Consider the following 19777-nt stretch of genomic DNA (forward strand, 5'->3'; position numbering starts at 1 on the left):
GAATAACAGGAGGAAGAAATCATGAGACAGATCAATTTAGTAGAAGGAAAAGTAGTAGCACCTGAGGGAATGAAAGTCGGAATTGTGGCTGCCAGATTCAATGAGATCATTGTGAATAAGTTATTGGGCGGAGCCGTCGACGGGCTGGTAAGACATGGGGTAGAAGAAGAGAACATTACGGCTGCATGGGTACCGGGAGCATTTGAGATTCCGCTGACTGCACAGAAGATGGCACAGTCCGGAAAGTATGATGCAGTCATCTGCGTGGGAGCAGTTATCCGCGGGGATACTTCCCACTATGATCTGGTGTGTAATGAATCGGCCAAAGGAATCGCGCAGGTTGAACTTGCAACAGGAATTCCGGTATTATTCGGAGTAATCACAACAGAGAATATCGAACAGGCTATCGCACGTGCAGGAAGTAAAGCAGGAAATAAAGGATATGACTGTGCATTGTCCGCAATTGAGATGGTAAATCTGATGAAGCAGCTTTAATCAGGTGCAGCCGATGGTGAAAACAATCATTTTTGATTATGATGGAACGATACATAATACTCTTGGAATCTATGAGCCGGCGTTCAGGGAAGCTTATCAGTGGTTGGCAGAACAGAATGTTGTAGAGGAACAGAAGATAGAGACGGCGCAGATCGCAGGATGGCTGGGCTTAAACAGCAAAGAAATGTGGGATACATTTCTGCCGGAATTAGATCAGAGATACAAAGATCAGGCGAGTGCGATCGTGGGAGATTCCATGGTCAGGCAGATCAGGAAGCACCGGGCAGTGTGGTATCCGGGAGCGGAAGAGATGCTTACAGCTTTGAAGAACAGAGGATATCATCTTGTGATCTTAAGCAACTGTAAAGTGGCATACCGCAAAGCACATTGGGAAGAATTCCGAATGGAAAGATGGTTTGAACAGTTTTATGACTGTGAATCGTATGGTTTCTGCCCTAAGACGGAGATCGTGCAGGAAGTTATCCGGGACTATCCGGGACCTTATCTGGTGATCGGAGACAGAAGACAGGATTTGGAATGTGCCAGATCCTGTAAAAGTCCGTTTATCGGATGCCTGTATGGTTATGGTGAGAAGGGAGAACTGGATGGAGCAGATTATTTTGTGAAATCTGTAGAAGAGATAACCGGAATCGTATAATGTGAAAAAATGCACAAAAATAGAACTGTATTTTTGTAAATTATGTTTAATTCCACTCTTGCGCTTTACAAGAAAAAAGTGTAAAACATTAAGTAAGCTAAAAAAAGTAAATAAGAAATGCAATGAAAGGGATACGTCATAAAAGTTAACTGGAATTCAGAGAGCCGTTGGATGGTGTGAAACGGCAGAAAGTATTTTATGATATCACCCAGGAGCATCCCGCTGAAATATACAGGTTGGAAGAATCAACATAGTCAGGTATCAAGTAAGCCGGGACGTTGTCTTCACGTTACAGAAGAAACTGTTAGATATTTTGACAGTAACAAGTGGTTGTGGTTAGTGATGACTGCAGTAAAACGAAGTGGTACCACGGAAGAATATTCCGCCTTTGTTATCCGAAAGGATAGCGAAGGCGTTTTTTTATATATTTACTTTAAAGAGAAAGAAGAGGGATTGTTTTATGAGTGGAATATTAATGATGATCATTGCCATTGTTGTGCTTGGTGGAGCATATCTTCTTTATGGTCGTTATCTCCAGAACAAATGGGGCATTGACCCAAATGCCAAAACTCCGGCATATGAGATGGAAGACGGGGTTGACTATGTACCGGCCGATACGAACGTCGTATTCGGTCACCAGTTTGCATCAATCGCAGGTGCAGGTCCGATCAATGGACCGATCCAGGCAGCAATCTTCGGATGGCTTCCGGTACTTTTGTGGATCTTAATCGGAGGGGTATTCTTTGGAGCTGTTCAGGATTTCGCATCTATGTATGCATCTGTAAAGAATAAAGGACGTACAATCGGATATATCATTGAAGAATATATCGGAAAATTAGGTAAGAAATTATTCCTGTTATTCTGCTGGCTGTTTTGTATTCTGGTCGTTGCAGCTTTTGCTGATGTTGTAGCCGGAACTTTTAATGGATTCTCAGTAAGTGAAGCCGGAAAAGTAACAAAAATTGCAGCTAACGGTGCAGTCGCAACTACTTCTATGATATTTATCTTAGAAGCAGTCGGACTTGGAATGTTTTTGAAGTATACGAAATTCAACAAGTGGATTAATACAGCGGTTGCAATCGTATTATTGGTAGCAGCAATCGCACTGGGACTTCACTTCCCAATGTATGTAGGACTGGATGCATGGCATCTCATCATCTTCGTTTACATCCTGATTGCCAGTGTCGCTCCTGTATGGGCGCTTCTTCAGCCTCGTGACTATCTGAATAGTTACCTTTTGATTTTTATGATCGTTGGTGCGGTTATTGGTGTATTTGTAGCAAATCCATCTTGTAACCTTCAGGCATTCACAAGCTTTAACGTAGATGGACAGTATATGTTCCCAATCTTATTTGTAACGATCGCTTGTGGTGCGGTTTCCGGCTTCCATTCACTGGTATCTTCCGGTACAGCATCCAAACAGATTAAGAATGAGAAGAACATGCTTCCTGTATCATTCGGAGCAATGTTAATGGAAAGTATGCTTGCAGTTATTGCACTGATCGCAGTTGCATCTTTTGCCAAAGGTGAAGCAGCAGCACAGGGACTGACAACACAGCCTCAGATTTTCGCCGGAGCGATTGCGAACTTCCTGTCAGTTATTGGTCTGCCACATTCACTTGTATTCACACTGATTAACCTGGCAGTATCCGCATTTGCATTGACATCACTGGACTCTGTAGCCAGAGTCGGACGTCTGTCGTTCCAGGAATTCTTTATCGATGACGATACAGATATGGATCATCTGAATCCATTCATGAAAGTGGTAACAAATAAATACTTTGCAACAATCATTACACTGGTACTTGCATATTTCCTGACCAAAGTCGGATATGCAGAGATCTGGCCACTGTTCGGTTCAGCCAACCAGCTGTTATCTGTACTGGCACTGGTAGCCTGCGCAGTATTCCTTAAGAAGACAAAACGTCAGGGATGTATGCTCTGGATTCCAATGGTATTCATGATGGCAGTTACATTTACAGCACTTGGTATGACGATCGTGAAACTGACAAAAGCATTCCTGACAACAGGGCTGGATCTTGGAAATACATTACAGTTGATTTTTGCCGTATTGCTTCTGATCCTTGGTGTGTTGGTTGCAATCCAGGGTGTAAAGAAACTTCTTGAAAAAACAGATGATAAGAAAGCAACAGCTTAATCATTATTTTATTCGTAATAAGAACATATAAGAGAAACTGTGGTAATAGCGTGAAGGTTATTATCGCAGTTTTTTTGTTTTATATTATATATAGTAGAGACAGATTCTGCGCAATTGGATAAAATGTATAAAAAAACATAGGTCAATATAAAAATATTGATAATTAATCCAAAAATATTCTATGTCAAAAAAATAGTGTTGTTATTATAATGAGATTAGTCAATGAGTTAGACGCGATTAAAAACAAAACGCACAAAACAGGAGGAAAGAAAATGAAAAAGAAAAAAGTATTTGCACTCATGATGGCAGCAACACTTGCATTATCACTGGCAGGCTGCGGAGGATCTTCGTCAGGTGATTCAAAATCATCAGGATCTTCAGACAGCAGTTCTGTAGCCAATAAGGACAAACCGCTTTGCTGGTTTAACCGTCAACCTTCTAATAGTTCAACAGGGGAATTGGACAAAGAAGCGTTGAATTTCAACAAAGATACTTATTATGTAGGATTTGATGCTAATCAGGGAGCAGAACTTCAGGGAGAGATGGTTGTTGATTATATCAAAGCAAATGCTGATAAGATTGACAGAAATGGTGATGGAGTTATCGGATACGTACTTGCAATCGGTGACATCGGACATAATGATTCTATCGCACGTACACGTGGTGTTCGTGCGGCACTTGGAACAGGAGTTAAAGATGGTGACGAAGTTGCTTCCAAGCCGGCAGGAACAAACGTAGACGGAAAAGCAAAAGTTGTCCAGGATGCTAAGATTGATGTAGACGGAAAAGAATTTACAGTCCGTGAGCTTGCTTCTCAGGAAATGAAGAACTCAGCAGGGGCAACATGGGATGCGGCTACAGCAGGTAACGCAATCGGAACATGGGAAGCTTCTTTCGGAGATCAGATCGATATTGTTGTTTCTAACAATGATGGTATGGGAATGTCAATGTTTAATGCATGGGCAAAAGATAACAAAGTTCCTACATTCGGATATGATGCAAACAGTGACGCTGTTGCAGCAATCGCTGATGGATACGGCGGAACAATCTCTCAGCATGCAGATGTTCAGGCTTATCTGACATTAAGAGTACTCCGTAACGCACTTGACGGAGCAGACGTGGATACAGGTATTGGTACAGCAGATGATGCCGGTAACTGCCTGACAGAAGGTGAAGATTACAGATACAGCGAAGAAGAAAGATCTTACTACGCATTAAATGTTGCAGTAACAGCTGATAATTACAAAGACTTTACAGATTCAACAAAGATTTATGACAAAGTGTCAAAACAGCTTGATTCAAGCAAGAGTCCATCTAAGAAAGTATGGCTTGATATTTACAATGCATCAGACAACTTCCTGAGCTCAACATACCAGCCACTTCTTGAGAACTATGATGATCTCCTTAACCTGAAGGTTGATTACATCGGTGGAGATGGACAGACAGAGTCAAACATCACAAACCGTCTCGGAAATCCAAACGAATATGATGCATTTGCAATTAACATGGTTAAGACAGACAATGCATCAGCATACACATCACTTCTCTCAAAATAAGAGACTGGTTAAATGGTAAATGAATGAAACGCAGAGGGGTGTCAGAGATGATACCCTTCTTTCATCAAGAAAAGGAAGCAGAGTTATGACAGTAGATAAGAATAAATACATCTTATCGATCAATGGCATGAGTAAGTCGTTCGGTAGAAACAAAGTTCTGAAACATATAAACCTGAATGTCAAACCTGGGACCATTATGGGACTTATGGGTGAAAACGGTGCCGGAAAATCGACAATGATGAAATGTCTCTTTGGTACTTATCAGAAAGATGAGGGGACAATTATATTAGACGGCAGAGAAGTAAATTTCTCGGGACCAAAAGATGCACTGGAAAACGGAGTAGCGATGGTACACCAGGAATTGAACCAATGTCTTGAAAGAAGCGTTGTAGATAATATGTTTCTTGGACGATATCCAAAGAATTCTTTTGGAATTGTCGATGAAGGAAGAATGAAAAAGGAAACTGCAAATCTCTTCAGACAGCTTGGAATCACAGCAAATCTGACACAGCCAATGAAAAAAATGTCTGTGTCCCAGCGGCAGATGTGTGAGATTGCAAAAGCTATTTCCTATCATTCCAAAGTAATTGTACTGGATGAACCAACCTCATCCCTGACAGCACCGGAAGTTGAGAAACTTTTCAAGATGATGCGTCAGTTGAAAGCACAGGGAATTTCGCTGATTTATATATCACATAAGATGGATGAGATATTCAATATATGTGATGAGATATCTGTGCTCAGAGATGGTAGTCTGGTTATGACAAAAGAGTGCAAAGATACAGATATGAATGAACTGATATCGGCAATGGTTGGGCGCTCGCTGGATAACAGATTTCCACCTGTTGACAATGAGCCCGGAGAGAAGATTCTCTCTGTACAGAATCTTTCGTCAAAATATGCACCAAAGATTCAAAATGTATCCTTTGATATCAGAAAAGGAGAAATATTTGGATTTTACGGTCTGGTTGGTGCCGGACGTACGGAACTTTTAGAAACAATTTTCGGAATCCGCACAAGAGCAGAAGGAAATGTAATATACGATGGAAAGATTATGAACTTTTCATCGCCGAGAGATGCAATGGATCATGGATTTGCCCTGATCACAGAAGAAAGAAAAGCTAATGGTCTGTTCTTAAAAGGCGATATTACATTTAATACGACCATCGCTAACATGAACCATTATAAGAATGGTGCAGTGCTGTCACATGACAGAATGGTACGTGCAACTGCGGAAGAGATTAAAATCATGCATACAAAGTGTATGGGCCCGGATGATATGATCACAAGTCTTTCCGGAGGAAATCAGCAGAAGGTAATCTTCGGAAAATGGCTGGAGCGTTCACCGAGTGTATTCATGATGGATGATCCGACACGAGGAATTGATGTTGGTGCGAAATATGAGATTTACGAACTGATCATCAATATGGCAAAGCAGGGGAAAACAATTATTGTTGTATCTTCTGAGATGCCGGAGATTCTTGGTATTACGAACCGTATCGGTGTTATGTCAAACGGACGACTGGCCGGAATCGTAAATACAAAAGAGACGAACCAGGAAGAATTATTGAGACTCAGTGCAAAATATCTGTAACAGAGAGGGGTATGGAAGATGGCAGAAAAAAGCATTATCATTTCGGCAGAAGAAGAAGCAATACTTTTGAAACCGATTGACGAATATGTTGGAAAAATACAGGAGCAGATCGATGCACTGCGTGTGGAAGGATCTGACAAAGTCAACAGTTTAAAAAATCAGATTGCAATAGCAAAAGAGAATAAGAACTTAACAAAAGAAGAACAGAATAAGATTATCGGGGAATGTAAGAAGAATCTGGAGAAGGCAAAAGCAACAGAAGATGCAAATAAACAGCAGATTGCAAAACTGATCGCAGATGCTGAAAGTTTTCTTTCCAAACATTACAACAGTGAGTATTATAACATTGTTGCAAAGAGCTGCGAAGCAGAGAAAAAAGCGGAAAACAGTAATTTTGAAAAATTAAAAGCGGATCTGCAGGAAGAACATAAGAAGGCAGTCAGCAGCCTGAAAGATGCAGAAGAGATCAAAGCTGAAAAATACACATATAAGAATAAATTATATGATGCGCAGATGACACATGAATCCAGGATCCAGGAGATCAAGGATAGAAAACATGATGCATACATGCATAAGTTCCACCTAATCGATCTGCTCAGAATGTCAAAATATACATTTGCACAGAAGCAGGCACAGAATTTTGAAAATTACAAGTACACATTTAATATGACACAGTTCTTGTATAAGAACGGTCTGTATATTGTAATTATCATGATCTTTATCGCATTGTGTATTATTACACCATTCGTGAAAAATACACAGCTTTTTACAACCACAAACATCCTTAACATTTTGCAGCAGGCTTCACCGCGAATGTTCCTTGCACTTGGAGTTGCCGGTCTGATCCTTCTGACAGGTACAGACCTTTCTGTAGGACGTATGGTTGGTATGGGTATGGTTACAGCAACCATTATCATGCATAACGGAATTAACACAGGTACTGTGTTTGGACATGTTTTTGATTTTTCGGGTATGGCACCGGCATCAAGAGCTATATTAGCATTATGTGTGTGTATACTTTTCACAACTGTATTTGCAATGACAGCCGGATTTTTCATGGCAAGATTTAAGATGCATCCATTTATTTCAACGATGGCAAATATGTTGATCATCTTTGGTCTTGTTACATATGCTACAAAAGGAGTTTCTTTTGGTGCGATTGATCCGACAATCCCAAATATTTTTATTCCACAGGCAGGACGTTTTCCGATGATTATTTTATGGGCAGTAGTTGCGATTGCTGTTGTATGGTTTATCTGGAATAAGACAACATTTGGAAAAAATTTATATGCAGTTGGTGGAAATCCAGAGGCGGCAGCTGTATCAGGAATCTCGGTATTTAAAGTAACGATGGGAGCATTTATCCTTGCAGGTATCCTTTATGGATTCGGTTCATGGCTGGAGTGTGTACGAATGGTTGGATCCGGTAGTGCCGCTTACGGACAGGGATGGGATATGGACGCCATTGCAGCCTGCGTAGTTGGTGGAGTTTCCTTTACCGGTGGTATTGGTAAGATATCGGGAGTTGTGACAGGTGTACTGATCTTTACATCATTGACCTATTCTTTGACGGTTCTTGGTATTGATACAAACCTTCAGTTTATTTTTGAAGGTATCATTATTCTGGCAGCAGTAACACTTGACTGTCTGAAATATGTACAGAAGAAATAATAAATAAAAGACTGTTTATACAGGTTTATACAAAAAGAAGTAGACCGTCCTGCTCATCGGAAAGATGAAAGGGACGGTTTTTTTCAACATGATGCGTTCGAAAGGAATTTGTGAGTAAAAAAATTTTGAAGGCAGATTTTGTATTTGGATATGTTATAAGAGACGTAAATTTGTTATACTGGAATAAACGTATAGCGGCCATGAAGAAGGGGAAAAAGATGGAACGATATAAAGTGATTCTCGTAGATGATGAAGCCGAAGTCATCGATATGATAGAGAAAAAAATTCATTGGAATGATCTGGGGTTTGAGGTGGCAGGAAGTGCGACAAATGGGGTGAAAGCACTGGAATTAGTAGAAAAACTCCAGCCGGATGTGGTGCTGACGGATATTAAGATGCCTTATATGGACGGGTTAGAGTTATCCAGAAGGCTGAATCGGGAATATCCGAATATTTATATCATGCTCTGTACGGGATTTGATGAGTTTGAATATGCGAAAGAAGCAGTGCATCTGGAAATCAAGGAATATATGCTTAAACCGGTCAATGCAACAGAATTGTCAGAAAGCCTGACCAATCTGAAACATACGCTGGACAGAGAAAGAGAAGAAAAATTAAATGTAAAAAAATTAAATGATTATTTTCAGGAAGTACTTCCGAAATTACAGTCCAATTTTTTTATTTCATTAATTGAAGGAAGAGTAGAAAAAAAGGATTATGAAAGATTTTTACAGGCGTATCAGGTAGATATGAAAGGACCTCTCTTTGGCTGTGTAATCTTCCACACATCGGAGAACCATGTGCCCGAAGGCATGAACCCACTGCTTTTATCCATGTCGGTAGAAAGAGAGATCAAGCAGAGACTGATGAATCAGTGGAACTGTCGAGAATTTATATATATGGGAAATACACTGCTGATTCTGGAACTGGATGCGGAAGATAAGATTACCCAGATAACAGATGCCTGTGACAGATTCTGCCGGTGGGCGTACCGCATCATGGGTGCGGTTGTTACAGCGGGGATCGGAACCGTGTGTGACAGCCTGTATGAGATCAGTCTTTCCTATGAGAGGGCAAGAGAAGCAGTTTCTTACAGGGTTTTATACGGAACAAAACGGGCAATTAATATTGGAGAGATTGTTCCGAAGGAACAGATCAAACCGGTTCAGTCAGAAGAGTCAAGGATGCAGATGCTATTTCGTGCAATTCGTATAGGAGATTCGGCAGAGATAGAGCGGGCAGCACATGGAGAGATGGAAAAGCTTCATAAAAATACAGAAACCATGAGTCAGTATAATCTTGCTACAATGGAGATAGTCAGTGGATTTTTTAAGTTCTGTACAGATAATTCGCTGGATTTCAATAAAATATCCGGTAATATGCAGAATATTTACGAAAAAGTATCGCAGATGGATGAGAGTTCACTGACAGCATGGATTGTGCAGATGTCGGAAACAATCAGTGAAAAGCTGAAATGTGCAAGAAACAGTTCTGCCAGACGGCTCATTGTGGAAGCACAGAACATTGTGAAAGAAAGGTATATGGAGGCGGATATATCATTGGACGAGGTATGTGCGGTTCTCGGTGTATCGAATTCTTATTTTTCTTCTGTATTTAAAAAAGAAGCGGGAAAATCGTTTATCTCTTATTTAACAGATTACAGAATGGATATTGCGGCAGAGATGATATTAAATACAGATGAGAAAAGTTACACAATAGCAGAAAAAGTGGGGTATCTCGATGCCAATTATTTTAGTTATGTATTTAAAAAGAAGTTTGGAGTTTCTCCTTCGAAGTATAGAGCATCTGTAAAGTAGAACAGTAATCCGTATGAAGGGAACAGGAAAAAGCGTGAAAAAAAGAAAAAAAGATTCGGATTTCAAAAAAAATGTTGTATTTAATATACAGTCAATCATCATGTCTGTTCTTATGGCGATTACACTTGTCACGATTGTAACTATGGGACTCCTTTTGTATCAAAGATTTAAGCTTGCGATTGATAAGATGGCAGTATCAAATACAGAGGCGACGGTGGAAAGCACGGTAGACAGGGTGAATTCGGACCTGTTAGATATCAGGCAGATTTTTAATGCAGCGAATTATAATATCGTACAGGAATTTGATATATCCAGTGAAAAATTTGCTGAACAGTTCAGCTTATTATACGAGGTGAATTCGGATAAAATCGAGAGTCTGGCATTATATGGGAACGAAGGCCGGCTGATTGCTTCGGAACCGGTTGCTGTTGAAAAAGAAAATATAGATGTAACGGGACAGGACTGGTATAAGAATGCCGAGAGTGCAATTGAAAATGTACATTTTTCCGTTCCGCATATTCAGAATTTGTATGAAGATGGTCTGTATCGTTATCATTGGGTTGTTTCACTGAGTCGTTATGTGGATATAAACGATGGGGAGATTCCGGGAAGCGGAGTCCTTCTTGTAGATATGAAATATTCGGTGATCGAAGATGTCTTAAAGCAGATTAATGATTCTTCGGAAGGAATCTATTATTATATGATCAGCCGTGACGGACAGATGATCTATCATCCGAGAAAAACAGAGATGGCCAGGGGACTGTTTGAGGAGAATAGTCTGAAGGCTTCCGGGTATGAGGAGGGCACTTATGAGATCACAACAGACGGACACAAGGAAAGTGTAGTGGTTGGCAACATTGCCTATACAGGATGGAAACTGATCGGAGTTGTACCGGAGAGCGTGCAGACTGCAAGAATTAACAATTTCAGATATTATATCTTTACAACAATCATGGTTCTTATGATGATGCTTCTGGAAGGAAACAGGCTGATTTCCAGAAAAATATCCAAACCGATTCGGAAACTGGATGAATCGGTTAAAACATATGAAGCAGGAGGAAAAACGGATATTTACATAGGAGGTTCTTCAGAAATACGACATTTGGGTTATTCTGTTCAAAGATCATATGAACGGATTGAGACGCTTATGGAGGAAATTATCCGTCAGCAGAATGAACGGAGAAAAAGTGAACTGGATGCATTACAAAGTCAGATTAATCCACATTTTCTGTATAATACACTGGAATCTATTACTTGGATGATCGAAGCACAGAAAAATGAAGAAGCAGTTATTATGATCTCCGAACTGGCAAAGCTTTTAAGAGTCAGTTTATCCCGCGGAAAGACGATCATTCCGGTTAAAGATGAACTTCAGCACAGCAGAAGCTATATGAATATCCAGCTTGTGCGTTATAAAGAACGTTTTCAAATGGAATTTCAGACGGATAAAGAGATAGAAGATTATTGTATTGTAAAATTAGTCATTCAGCCGATTCTCGAAAATGCAATTTATTACGGCGTGGGAAATATGGATGAGGACGATGAAGGAAAAATCACAGTCCGGGGAGAAAAGAAAGAAGACGATATTTACATTATTATAGAAGATAATGGAATGGGAATGCGAAAAGAAGTTCTGGAAAATATCCTGAAAGATAACAATAAAGTTCCAAAACATGGTTCGGGTGTTGGCGTGATCAATGTGCATTCCAGAATTCAGCTGATGTTTGGTGAGCAATATGGCCTGGAGATATATAGTGAACCGGATGAGGGGACCAGGGTTGTTATCCATATACCGGCAATTCCATATACAAAGGAGAATGCAGAACAATTGGAGATGCAGAAATATATACAGGGGAGGGATGTAGATGAAAAAGAATAAAATTACATTCCTGATACTGGAGTGTATTTTCCTGATACTGACATTATTTTTTGCATGGAAGATTTTTGACCGGGATGTGCCGGAAAAACGAGTGGCGGTGATCTTACCGGAATCAGGAGATAACCGGTGGAATTCACTGATTAAAGGGATGAAGCAGTCGGCGAAAATAAACAATCTTCATATGATTATCTGTAATACAGATGAAATTGAAAATGCAGAGATGGAAAAAGAAATTATAAAAGAGCAGAAGCACAACAATATAGATGCATTTATCATATGTCCGGCACCGGGAAGTGATACGAAAGACATGTTAAAAAAACAGTGTGCCAAGACGCCATACACACTGATCATGGAGGATGTATATTCCAAAGAAGGCGGGAATTCCGGTAATCCGGTAATCGGACCGGATTATTATAAGATAGGTTCTGAACTTGGAAAGCAGCTGGGAAAGAAGCGGCAGAAAATCGGAGTTGTCGCAAACTGGAAAGAATCAAAGTCAGATCAGGATGCGATCCGGGGATTAAGGGATTCACTGAAAGATACCAAAAGTGAGATCGACTGGTATTGTTACCGGAAAAAAGATCAGAATATCTATGAAAAAGTAAGTAAAAAAGATAAAGTAGATGCAATAGTGGTTCTGGATCCACATGCATTGGAAGAACTAGGCGAGCAGTCTGATGAAGATTCATATCAGGGAGCGGACATATATGGCATTGGGAGCAGTGTAAAAGCGGTAGTGTTATTGGATAACGGAAATATCCAGGGACTGGTGGTTCCGGATGCCTATGAGATCGGATATAAAAGTGTCGGGGAAATGGCACAAAGGCTGGAACACAGATTCTACAGGCTAAAAGGCTATAAGACAGAGATAAAGGTGTTTGACAGAGATGAATTTTCATTAAATGATAATTTGGAAAGGTTCTTATATTCTTATGAGTAAAAAAAACAGAAAAAGAAGAAGTATGATAGCAGTTATCCTGCTGATTGCTTTTCTGATTACCGGATGTGAAGACAAGAGTGTAAAGAGAGATCATATCATTCGGATAGGAGTTGTAACCTATACGCAGGATGATCCATTTATCAATGCTATGACGGATCAGTTAAAAGAGAATCTGAAAAAAATGGAAACAGATCTTATGAAAATCATCACAACGGTAAAAAACGGCGATGATAATCAGCAGGATCAAAATGAGATCGTTGAGGAGATGATTGACGCCGGCTGTGATGTATTGTGTGTGAATCTGGTTGACAGAACGGCACCATCCCGTATTATCAGGATGGCAAAACAAGAAGATATCCCGGTTCTCTTTTTTAACAGGGAGCCGGTCAGGGAGGATCTGATGCAATGGGAGAAGCTGTATTATATAGGATGTAACGCAGAGCAGTCCGGGATCATGCAGGGAGAAATTGTGGCGGATTATATTAAGAATCATCCGGAGGTTGATAAGAATCAGGATGGGAAGATTCAGTATATACTTCTGGAAGGAGAGGCCGGACATCAGGATGCCATCAGCAGAACAGACTATTCGGTTAAGACCTTGCTTGAACAGGGGATTGATCTTGAAAAATTGAGTTATCAGTTTGCAGACTGGAACCGTGGACAGGCTGAAAACAGAATGAGTCGTCTTATTGAACAATATGGAGATGAGATAGAACTGGTTATTTCCAATAATGATGAGATGGCACTGGGAGCAGTGGCAGCCTGGCAGAAGGCCGGATATGACTGCCGGAACTGGCCTGTCATATTTGGAATTGACGGTCTGGACGATGCGCTGGAGGCAATCAAGACTGGAAAAATGAAGGGAACCGTCTATAATGATAAAGAGGATCAGGCAATGGAATTGGCGAAATTATCGGTAGAGATTGTCTGTGGAAAAGACACAAATCGGAAACATTTAAAGGAAGGCAGATATTATGTCTCCGAATATTGCCGTGTGGATAGCAGTAATGTAGATCATTTTTTGAAATAATAATGAGGAAATAGAAAATGGATAACGCATGGATAATTGCATTTTACAAAGAAACAGATCCGGTAAAAAGACTGGAGTTATTAAAAGCAAATACCGGCGACGGAGAGTCGGAGAAAGACAAATACCGGAAACAGTTATGGATTGCAAGATATGGAAAACGAACACCCGTAAAAGATGAATTTATGAGATGTCTTATGGAAATGAAATATCTGGCAGAGGGTACGACAGTGGATCTGGGAGGAAAACGGAGAAAGCAGGGAGCGAAGATAGCTGCCACTTTGGGGCTGTCAGAATCACTGCTTCAGGAAAATGTATATAAGGAAATTCTTTTGCAGGAGCTTCAGAATGTCTTTTTGAAATTCATTGAAGTCAGCAGGGGAGGAAGAGCATTTACGTCACTTGTATTTGGAATGGGACAGATGTCAGAAGAAGGAGTGACAAAAAAGATTGCGCAGCAGATTAGTATGATCGCTTTTCGTGCACCGCATCTGCTTCATATGGAGAAAGAGTTTGCGCTGTTACAGGAGGCGGCGCTTGAGGCTTTCAGGCAGGTATATCCGAACAGGGAACATTTCCTGAAAAAATAAAGATAAAAATAAAATAAATAAAGATAAAGATAGCAGGCATGTATAGCGGATAAAAAGAACGAATGTTCGAAAAGCACTTGAAAACAAGAACACTTGTTTGTATAATGGAACTATGAATATAGAAATCAAAAACAGTAATTATACAACACAGGAGAAATTACAGATTCTCGCTGATGCGGCAAAATATGATGTAGCATGTACGTCAAGTGGTTCAAGCCGCCGGGGAAAGAAAGGAGAACTCGGCAATACAGAGGCATGCGGCATCTGTCACAGTTTTGCAGCGGACGGAAGATGTATTTCTTTATTAAAGATTCTGATGACAAATCATTGTGCCTATGATTGTAAATATTGCATTAATCGTGCAAGCAACGATGTGAAACGGGCAACATTTACACCCGAAGAGATCTGTGAACTGACGATTGAGTTTTACAAGCGGAATTATATAGAAGGCCTTTTCTTAAGCTCCGGAGTTTTGAAAAATCCGACATACACGATGGAAAAGATGTGTGAGACTTTACTGCTGCTTCGCACAAAATATCATTTTAACGGTTATATCCATGTGAAGACGATTCCGGGAGCTTCGGATGAACTTCTTGCAGCGGCAGGATATCTGGCCGATCGTATCAGTGTCAATCTGGAACTTCCAACGGAAGAGGGGCTTCGGACTCTTGCACCGAATAAGACAATGAAGACAATCCTTAATCCTATGGGAAAGGTTCAGAATACAATTGCTGCACACCGGATGGCCATCGGAAAGACAGCATATATGGAAAGAAGCAGGGGAAATCAACTGTTAAATAACGGCATTTTTTCGGAAATATCCAAAAGGAATTATCGGGAAAGCCTGGAAGAAAAAAAGAAGACAGACAGACTGTCGGATGGAAAGGACGGAACTTTGCCTTCTCAAAAAGAAATGGGGAGAGTGGATGGACTCCTTACATGGGACAATGCATATCAGTTAGCACCCCATGATATGTCTGGTTTAAAGCGTCGTTTTGCACCTGCTGGGCAGAGTACACAGATGATCATCGGTGCGACGGGGGAAAGTGACTATACATTATTGCAGACGACCCAGCAGTTGTATCAGGGCTTTGATCTGAAACGAGTGTTTTACTCAGCATATATTCCGCTGAATGAGGATGATGCACTGCCGGGACTTGGAACACCGACACCGCTTTTGCGTGAACACCGCCTCTATCAGGCAGATTGGCTGCTTAGATTTTATGGATTCCAGGCAGGTGAATTATTGTCGGAAGAAAAGCCGGATTTCAATGAACTGATCGATCCAAAGTGTGACTGGGCATTACGCCATCTCGAACAATTTCCTGTGGAAATAGAGACTGCAAGTTATGCAAGATTGCTTCGGGTACCGGGAATCGGTCCCAAATCCGCCAGCCGGATCACACATGCAAGACGGTATGGAAGACTGGATTTTGCAAGCTTAAAGAAGATGGGTGTGGTACTTAAGCGGGCGCATTATTTTATTACCTGTGGGGGAAAACAGATGTATCATACACCGGTTGAAGCATCGTATATTATGAGACAACTGGTGAGTGTAGATAAGAAAGATGTGTGGAATATAGAACATTCCAATGAATCTTATGTGCAATTGTCGTTGGCAGACTTTGGGATTGGGTAGGAAATTATGAAGATATATACTTGTAAGGATCGTCTGGAGGACATTATGACCTGCATCTATGATGCCTGGTCGGAAGCTTTACGAATCGGTCATGATCAGATACAATTAAAGAAAGAACCGATATTACAGCAGACAATGTTTGATGAATATGTCCATGTAGACGGGGATAATGTGAAAGCAGAAAAAGTAATCCGTTCTGTTCGCAGAGATATTTCCGATGAAGCATATCTGGATGTATATTATGCAACCCTTTCTGCGGAGGAAGATGCGTTACAGGCAATCTATAATTTTCTGCGTGTCGGATTTGCAGTGGGAAGTAAGGTACTGGAACAGTATTCGAATCCTCATGTGATGCGCATGTTGGAACTTCGGCGGAAAGTCGGTAATGAAAGCCATCATTTTAATGAATTTGCACGATTCCAGTCGCTGGACAGAAAAGTCTATGTCAGTCATCTGGAACCCAAAAGTGATGTGATCATGCTGGTTGGCAGACATTTTGCGGACCGGATGCCATCAGAACATTGGATGATCATAGATGATAACCGGAAAACAGCATGCGTACATCCAAAAGACGGAACAAACTATCTGCGTTATCTGACGGATGACGAATTTGAGTCACTTCGTAAAACAGAACAGTATGAAGATGAATATACAGAGATGTGGAAGACGTTTTTTCAGGCGGTTGCGATCAAAGAGAGGGAGAATTATGTGTGTCAGCGGAATTTGTTCCCAATCTGGAAGAGGAAGCATGCGGTGGAATTCAGAACGCTAAGGATATGAGCATAAAAACTTACGAATCCTGAAAGAAATATCTGTCAGGAAGAGAATCATTGAAAGGGGAACAAATCAATGCAGCAAAATTTAAAAGTGTTAATGTTAAATGGAAGCCCACGGGCTAATGGCAATACATCTGTTGCATTAAAAGAAATGGAACAGGTATTTAAAGATAACGGAATCGAGACAGAGATCATACTGGTCGGCAATAAAGATATTCGAGGCTGTATCGCCTGTGGTTCCTGCTATGAGAAAGGCAAATGTGTATTCAACGATATGGTAAATGAACTGGCACTAAAGTTTGAAGAAGCCGATGGACTTGTCGTTGCAAGCCCGGTATATTATGCGTCAGCAAATGCGACACTGATTGCCTGTCTTGATCGTTTGTTCTACAGCAGTCATTTTGACAAGACGATGAAAGTCGGAGCAAGTGTTGTATGTGCGAGACGCGGTGGTTGTTCGGCAACATTTGATGAATTGAACAAGTATTTTACAATCTCCGGAATGCCGGTTGCATCAAGCCAGTATTGGAACAGCATTCATGGACGTATGCCGGGTGAGTCAGAGCAGGACGGAGAAGGAAAACAGACGATGCGTACACTTGCAAGAAATATGACATTCTTGATGAAGAGTATTGCGCTTGGAAAAGAACAGTTCGGATTACCGGAAAAGGAAGAACGAATTGCGACACATTTTATACGGTAATGGGATTGGAGAAAAGCAAATGACAGATACACATATTTCAGAAAGATATGAATTTAGAAACATAAAACAGAACGAAGCAGAAGAAGCAGCAGAGATCGAAAGGATCTGTTTTCCGCCGAATGAAGCCTGTTCTAAGAAGCATATGAAAGACCGTGTTGCCGGAATTGCGGATTTATTTCTGGTAGCGATTGATAAAGAAAATGGAAAGATGGCAGGTTTTTTAAATGGACTAGCGACGGATGATGAGATATTAAAAGACGAGTTCTTTACAGATGCCAGTCTGCATAACCCGGAAGGCAAGAATGTCATGCTTCTGGGATTGGATGTACTGCCGGAATACCGCAGTCAGGGACTTGCAAGAGAACTGGTACACCGGTATCTCGAAAGAGAATGGGGAAGGGGAAGAAAAGAGATTATCCTTACCTGCCTGGAATCGAAGGTAGCGATGTATGAGAAATTCGGATTTAAAGATAAAGGAATCGCGCAGTCAACCTGGGGCGGGGAAGAATGGCATGAGATGAGTGTAAAGAATCAGAATTAGAACACTGGAAAAAATGTATCAGCAAGAGAATAAATAGGCAAGAATACGGGAGGTACAATGTGAGCAAAATAGTAAATATAAATACCACATCAACAAAAGAAGAACAGTTAAAAGACCTGATAACATCCATCCAACAAGTAAAAGATTCTCTGGTAAATATACTGGATGAATATGAAGAAGCCGGTGAAGTGGATAAAGCAGACACTCTGACGGAAGCGTTGGATGCATTGGAAGATGCATACGATGTGGTTAATGATGTACTGTTAGATGACTGATAAAATAGTAAAAATAGTCTGGAAGAGAACCGGGAGATTCCGGTGGAGTATTATGAGGCGTATATCCTTACAGAGATACAGAATTATTATGTGGAGAAATTTACGGTATAAGGAGTGGGACATTGACGTTCCACTCTTTTTGATATAAACTATAGCCTATATGTGTATAGTAAAATATAGACGTTATATTATAGTTGAAAAGTAAGGAGAGTACATACAAATGAAGAGTTTTTATGAGTGGTACAGAAAGCATATCACCGGTGCGATTTTCGTCGGACTGATCCTCGGAATCCTGACCGGACTGTTTTTGGCGGGACGGTTTAACGTGGTTCTGACTGCAACAAGTGTACTGGGAAGTATCTATATGAGTGCATTGAATATGATGATCTTCCCACTGGTATTTTGTTCGATCGTAATGGGGATTGCGAGCATCGGAAGTGCCAAGACGACAGGTAAGATCACAGGAGCGGCAATGCTGTTCTTCCTGTGCACAACAGCAATCGCAAGTTTTGTTGGACTGATCATTCCGAGACTGATCTGTCTTGGAAAAGGCGTTAGCTTTAAGATGGCTACATCTGATATTCAGGCAACCAAGATGGACAGCATTCTTGATACGATCAAGGGACTGATCCCGTCTAACCCGGTATCCGCATTTGCAGAAGGTAATATGCTGCAGGTGCTGGTATTTGCGCTGATTATGGGATTCACACTGATTGCGATTGGAGAAAAAGGTGAGCCATTATTAAAGGTCATCGACTCCTGCAATGAAGCATGTCTGAAGATCATCAGTACGGTGATGTATTTCACACCGATCGGAGTCTTCTGTACGATCGTTCCGGTTGTAGAGGCGAATGGTACAAAGACGATCGTATCACTGGCTACGCAGCTGATTATCTTATATGTCGCATTCTTTGGATTTGCATTTATCGTATATGGCGGCACAGTGAGCATTCTCGGCAAGACAAGTCCGGTGAAGTTCTTCAAGGCGATCATGCCGGCGGCACTGAATGCATTTGGTACATGCTCAAGTTCAGCTACCATTCCGCTGAGTAAAAGCTGTGTCGAAGATAAACTTGGAGTTCCGAACCAGATCTCAAGTATCACGATCCCGCTTGGAGCAACGGTTAACATGGATGCTGTATCGATCCTGATGTCCTTTATGATCATGTTCTTTGCAAATGCATGCGGCGTGCATGTCAGCATTTCCATGATGATCATCATCCTTCTGGCGAACGTCCTTCTGTCAGTCGGAACACCGGGAATCCCGGGAGGTGCAATCGCATCATTCGCGGCACTTGCTACAATGGCCGGACTTCCTGCAGGAGTTATGGGTGTCTACATTAGTATCAATACTCTGTGCGATATGGGAGCAACCTGTGTTAATGTTATCGGTGATATGGCAGGATGTGTCGTGCTGAAAGAGAAGATTGAGATTGAAAAATAGAACCAGAATTCCAG

At 41.0% G+C, this 19777-nt stretch carries 17 protein-coding genes and 1 other annotated feature; all 17 genes read left to right on the forward strand.

Going from position 1 to position 19777, the window contains the following annotated elements; all coding sequences use genetic code 11:
* The first annotated feature begins 21 nt into the window (after nucleotides 1–21).
* Nucleotides 22–495 carry a 6,7-dimethyl-8-ribityllumazine synthase gene (gene ribH / locus NQ508_RS01695; protein ID WP_006427673.1) on the forward strand — a complete coding sequence of 158 codons (474 nt, stop codon included), beginning with the start codon at nucleotides 22–24 and terminating at the stop codon, nucleotides 493–495.
* A gap of 13 nt (nucleotides 496–508) precedes the next feature.
* Nucleotides 509–1153, forward strand: coding sequence for an HAD family hydrolase (locus NQ508_RS01700; RefSeq protein ID WP_006427672.1), 645 nt, complete (start codon nucleotides 509–511; stop codon nucleotides 1151–1153).
* Between the two features lie 113 nt (nucleotides 1154–1266).
* Nucleotides 1267–1546, forward strand: a binding site (T-box leader).
* A gap of 67 nt (nucleotides 1547–1613) precedes the next feature.
* Nucleotides 1614–3311: a carbon starvation CstA family protein gene (locus NQ508_RS01705; RefSeq protein WP_006427671.1), complete on the forward strand. Its 1698-nt coding sequence runs from the start codon at nucleotides 1614–1616 to the stop codon at nucleotides 3309–3311.
* Nucleotides 3312–3583: 272 nt separating this feature from the next.
* Nucleotides 3584–4867: a substrate-binding domain-containing protein gene (locus tag NQ508_RS01710; protein WP_044920073.1), complete on the forward strand. Its 1284-nt coding sequence runs from the start codon at nucleotides 3584–3586 to the stop codon at nucleotides 4865–4867.
* An 85-nt stretch (nucleotides 4868–4952) separates the two neighbouring features.
* Complete coding sequence (locus NQ508_RS01715; protein WP_022416308.1) at nucleotides 4953–6461, forward strand: sugar ABC transporter ATP-binding protein; 1509 nt, start codon at nucleotides 4953–4955, stop codon at nucleotides 6459–6461.
* 18 nt (nucleotides 6462–6479) lie between these two features.
* Nucleotides 6480–8132 carry an ABC transporter permease subunit gene (locus NQ508_RS01720; RefSeq protein ID WP_006427668.1) on the forward strand — a complete coding sequence of 551 codons (1653 nt, stop codon included), beginning with the start codon at nucleotides 6480–6482 and terminating at the stop codon, nucleotides 8130–8132.
* A 218-nt stretch (nucleotides 8133–8350) separates the two neighbouring features.
* On the forward strand, nucleotides 8351–9949 hold the full coding sequence (locus tag NQ508_RS01725; RefSeq protein WP_044920085.1) for a response regulator transcription factor: 1599 nt from the start codon (nucleotides 8351–8353) through the stop codon (nucleotides 9947–9949).
* Nucleotides 9950–9962: 13 nt separating this feature from the next.
* Complete coding sequence (locus NQ508_RS01730; RefSeq protein ID WP_006427666.1) at nucleotides 9963–11828, forward strand: sensor histidine kinase; 1866 nt, start codon at nucleotides 9963–9965, stop codon at nucleotides 11826–11828.
* Nucleotides 11815–12768 carry a substrate-binding domain-containing protein gene (locus NQ508_RS01735; protein WP_006427665.1) on the forward strand — a complete coding sequence of 318 codons (954 nt, stop codon included), beginning with the start codon at nucleotides 11815–11817 and terminating at the stop codon, nucleotides 12766–12768. The genes NQ508_RS01730 and NQ508_RS01735 overlap by 14 nt, the downstream gene beginning before the upstream one ends.
* Complete coding sequence (locus tag NQ508_RS01740; protein WP_044920071.1) at nucleotides 12761–13798, forward strand: galactose ABC transporter substrate-binding protein; 1038 nt, start codon at nucleotides 12761–12763, stop codon at nucleotides 13796–13798. The genes NQ508_RS01735 and NQ508_RS01740 overlap by 8 nt, the downstream gene beginning before the upstream one ends.
* 17 nt (nucleotides 13799–13815) lie before the next feature.
* On the forward strand, nucleotides 13816–14385 hold the full coding sequence (locus NQ508_RS01745; RefSeq protein ID WP_006427663.1) for a DUF6553 family protein: 570 nt from the start codon (nucleotides 13816–13818) through the stop codon (nucleotides 14383–14385).
* 112 nt (nucleotides 14386–14497) lie between these two features.
* On the forward strand, nucleotides 14498–16024 hold the full coding sequence (locus NQ508_RS01750; protein WP_006427662.1) for a putative DNA modification/repair radical SAM protein: 1527 nt from the start codon (nucleotides 14498–14500) through the stop codon (nucleotides 16022–16024).
* A 6-nt stretch (nucleotides 16025–16030) separates the two neighbouring features.
* A complete protein-coding gene (locus tag NQ508_RS01755; RefSeq protein WP_006427661.1) occupies nucleotides 16031–16804 on the forward strand; it encodes a TIGR03915 family putative DNA repair protein in 774 nt (257 codons plus the stop codon).
* Nucleotides 16805–16873: 69 nt separating this feature from the next.
* Nucleotides 16874–17503 carry a flavodoxin family protein gene (locus NQ508_RS01760; RefSeq protein WP_006427660.1) on the forward strand — a complete coding sequence of 210 codons (630 nt, stop codon included), beginning with the start codon at nucleotides 16874–16876 and terminating at the stop codon, nucleotides 17501–17503.
* A gap of 19 nt (nucleotides 17504–17522) precedes the next feature.
* The gene (locus tag NQ508_RS01765) at nucleotides 17523–18044 is read left to right on the forward strand and encodes a GNAT family N-acetyltransferase (protein WP_006427659.1); all 522 of its coding nucleotides are present in this window, start codon (nucleotides 17523–17525) and stop codon (nucleotides 18042–18044) included.
* A gap of 59 nt (nucleotides 18045–18103) precedes the next feature.
* Complete coding sequence (locus tag NQ508_RS01770; RefSeq protein ID WP_006427658.1) at nucleotides 18104–18319, forward strand: hypothetical protein; 216 nt, start codon at nucleotides 18104–18106, stop codon at nucleotides 18317–18319.
* A gap of 220 nt (nucleotides 18320–18539) precedes the next feature.
* Entirely contained in the window at nucleotides 18540–19763 is a 1224-nt protein-coding gene (locus tag NQ508_RS01775) for a dicarboxylate/amino acid:cation symporter (protein ID WP_006427657.1), read from the forward strand.
* The last annotated feature ends 14 nt before the right edge of the window (nucleotides 19764–19777 follow it).

Source organism: Dorea longicatena (assembly GCF_025150085.1).
In the GTDB taxonomy this organism is placed as follows: domain Bacteria; phylum Bacillota; class Clostridia; order Lachnospirales; family Lachnospiraceae; genus Dorea_A; species Dorea_A longicatena.

Bases quoted from the DNA above. Each gene is read 5' to 3' on its own strand.
- NQ508_RS01760 (WP_006427660.1), top strand. From the start codon at position 16,874: ATGCAGCAAAATTTAAAAGTGTTAATGTTAAATGGAAGCCCACGGGCT.
- ribH (WP_006427673.1), top strand. From the start codon at position 22: ATGAGACAGATCAATTTAGTAGAAGGAAAAGTAGTAGCACCTGAGGGA.
- NQ508_RS01720 (WP_006427668.1), top strand. From the start codon at position 6,480: ATGGCAGAAAAAAGCATTATCATTTCGGCAGAAGAAGAAGCAATACTT.
- NQ508_RS01755 (WP_006427661.1), top strand. From the start codon at position 16,031: ATGAAGATATATACTTGTAAGGATCGTCTGGAGGACATTATGACCTGC.
- NQ508_RS01745 (WP_006427663.1), top strand. From the start codon at position 13,816: ATGGATAACGCATGGATAATTGCATTTTACAAAGAAACAGATCCGGTA.
- NQ508_RS01725 (WP_044920085.1), top strand. From the start codon at position 8,351: ATGGAACGATATAAAGTGATTCTCGTAGATGATGAAGCCGAAGTCATC.
- NQ508_RS01700 (WP_006427672.1), top strand. From the start codon at position 509: ATGGTGAAAACAATCATTTTTGATTATGATGGAACGATACATAATACT.
- NQ508_RS01735 (WP_006427665.1), top strand. From the start codon at position 11,815: ATGAAAAAGAATAAAATTACATTCCTGATACTGGAGTGTATTTTCCTG.
- NQ508_RS01710 (WP_044920073.1), top strand. From the start codon at position 3,584: ATGAAAAAGAAAAAAGTATTTGCACTCATGATGGCAGCAACACTTGCA.
- NQ508_RS01740 (WP_044920071.1), top strand. From the start codon at position 12,761: ATGAGTAAAAAAAACAGAAAAAGAAGAAGTATGATAGCAGTTATCCTG.
- NQ508_RS01750 (WP_006427662.1), top strand. From the start codon at position 14,498: ATGAATATAGAAATCAAAAACAGTAATTATACAACACAGGAGAAATTA.
- NQ508_RS01705 (WP_006427671.1), top strand. From the start codon at position 1,614: ATGAGTGGAATATTAATGATGATCATTGCCATTGTTGTGCTTGGTGGA.
- NQ508_RS01775 (WP_006427657.1), top strand. From the start codon at position 18,540: ATGAAGAGTTTTTATGAGTGGTACAGAAAGCATATCACCGGTGCGATT.
- NQ508_RS01765 (WP_006427659.1), top strand. From the start codon at position 17,523: ATGACAGATACACATATTTCAGAAAGATATGAATTTAGAAACATAAAA.
- NQ508_RS01730 (WP_006427666.1), top strand. From the start codon at position 9,963: ATGAAGGGAACAGGAAAAAGCGTGAAAAAAAGAAAAAAAGATTCGGAT.
- NQ508_RS01715 (WP_022416308.1), top strand. From the start codon at position 4,953: ATGACAGTAGATAAGAATAAATACATCTTATCGATCAATGGCATGAGT.